The sequence below is a fragment of the Rhizobium sp. BK275 genome (assembly GCF_014193555.1).
GTDB lineage: Bacteria > Pseudomonadota > Alphaproteobacteria > Rhizobiales > Rhizobiaceae > Rhizobium.
This window is the reverse complement of sequence record NZ_JACHZL010000016.1, coordinates 1-2,106: the sequence shown is the minus strand read 5'-3', so window position 1 is coordinate 2,106 and position 2,106 is coordinate 1. Positions and strand designations below refer to the sequence as shown.

Genomic DNA, 2,106 nt, shown 5'->3' with positions numbered 1-2,106 from the left:
TCGTCGCTGTCGCCATCGGTGATGCGCTCGCGCACGAGCAGGCGCAGGTCCTTGGCGAGATCGGCATTGGAATCGTCGATCGACTGGTTCTGACAGACCATGCAGCGCAGTTCCGCCGACAGTGTGCGGGCGCGGGCCTCGAGGGCGGGGTCGGAAAGCATCTCGTCGGGGTTGACGGCAAAGGCCGGGGCGGCCGCCAACATCAGGGTCAGAGCAAGCAGGAGACGCTTGATCATTCCGCCGGCTCCATGGCCGGTGCTGCCGGCTTGACCGGTTTTGCCTTCGCCTTCCTGCTCGGCGCCCCGACACGCAGGCGCCGGTCGGTCAGCGAGACGCAGCCGCCTGTCGCCATGATCAGCGCGCCGCCCCAGATGCAGAGGATGAACGGCTTCCACCAGATGCGCACGACGATGCCGCCGTCCTTCGTCGCATCACCCAGCGAGACATAGAGCTGGCTGAGGCCGAAGGTCAGGATGCCGGCCTCCGTCGTCGGCATCTGCCTTGCGGTGTAGAGCCGCTTGGCCGACCAGACATCGGCAACCTCTGCCCCGCCGCGGCGGATCGAGAAGTGGCCGCGGTCCTCGGTATAGTTCGGGCCTGTGGCCGGCTGCATGCCGTCGAAGACGATGCTGTAACCGCCGGCCTCGGTCGACTGGCCCTGCTTCATCTCGACCACATGTTCGCTCTCAAAGGTCGTGACGGCGACGATGCCGAGTACGGTGACGCCAAGGCCTGCATGGGCAAGTGCGGTGCCGAAGGCCGAGCGCGGCAGGCCGGACAGCCTTCGCCAGGCGATAGTAGCCTTCACCTTGCCGATGCCGGCGCGATACCAGAGGTCGGCCACCGCGCCCAGGATCAGGAACAGACCGGCGGCAAGCCCGAGCACCGCCATGACCGGGCCGCCATGTTGGATGTAGAAGAAGATCAGCGCTGAGGCGAGCGAGAGTGCGGCCACGACATAGAGCCGCTGCAGGGCGCCGAGCAGATCGCCGCGCTTCCAGGAAAGCAGCGGCCCGAAGGGCACGACGATCAGAAGCGGCGCCATCAGCAGGCCGAAGGTCAGGTTGAAGAAGGGCGCGCCGACGGAGATCTTGTCGCCGGTCAGCGTCTCCAGCACCAGCGGATAGAGCGTGCCGGTCAGCACCGTGCCGCAGGCAACCGTCAGGATCAGGTTGTTGACGACGAGCGCCCCCTCGCGCGAGATCGGCGCAAACAGCCCGCCGGCCGACAGAAGCGGGGCGCGCAAGGCAAACAGCGACAGGGCGCCGCCGATGAAGATCAGCAGAATGCAGAGGATGAAGACGCCGCGGCTCGGGTCGCTGGCAAAGGCATGCACCGAGGTCAGCACACCGGAGCGCACCAGGAAGGTGCCCATCAGCGACAGCGAGAAGGTGAGGATGGCGAGCAGCACCGTCCAGATCTTCAAGGCCTCGCGCTTTTCCATGACGAGGGCCGAGTGCAAGAGTGCCGTGCCGGCCAGCCAGGGCATGAAGGAGGCATTCTCCACCGGATCCCAGAACCACCAGCCGCCCCAGCCGAGTTCGTAATAGGCCCAGTAGGAGCCCATGGCGATGCCAAGCGTCAGACAAGTCCAGGCGGCCAGCGTCCAGGGCCGCACCCAGCGCGCCCAGGCGGCATCGATGCGGCCGTCGAGGAGGGCCGCGACGGCAAAGGAGAAGCAGACCGAGAAGCCGACATAACCGAGGTAGAGCAGCGGCGGATGGATGGCGAGGCCGATATCCTGCAGCACCGGGTTGAGGTCGCGGCCCTCGGCAGGCGCCGGATCAAGGCGGACGAAGGGATTGGAGGTCAAGAGGATGAAGAGGATGAAGGCGACCGAGATCCAGGCCTGGACGGAGAGCACATTGGCCTTCAGCCTATCGGGCAGATTGCGGCCGAAGATCGCCACCAATGCGCTGAACAGCGACAGGATCAAGAGCCAGAGCATCATCGAGCCCTCGTGATTGCCCCAGACGCCGGAATATTTGTAGATCAGCGGCACCAGCGAATGCGAGTTCTCCCAGACGTTCTCAACCGAGAAGTCGGAGACGACATGGGCATAGGTCAAGACGCCGAAGGAGAAGGCGACGAGGGCAAAGAGCAGGA

Annotated in this window: 2 protein-coding genes; both read right to left on the bottom strand. The window is 65.4% G+C overall.

Features of this window, described 5'->3' with window-relative positions:
- On the bottom strand, positions 1 to 236 hold a 236-nt coding region (locus FHT82_RS30155; protein WP_183736384.1), incomplete at its 3' end, for a cytochrome c-type biogenesis protein.
- A complete protein-coding gene (locus tag FHT82_RS30150) occupies positions 233 to 2,104 on the bottom strand; it encodes a heme lyase CcmF/NrfE family subunit (protein ID WP_183736383.1) in 1,872 nt (623 codons plus the stop codon). The genes FHT82_RS30150 and FHT82_RS30155, both read right to left, overlap by 4 nt.
- Positions 2,105 to 2,106 lie beyond the last annotated feature (2 nt).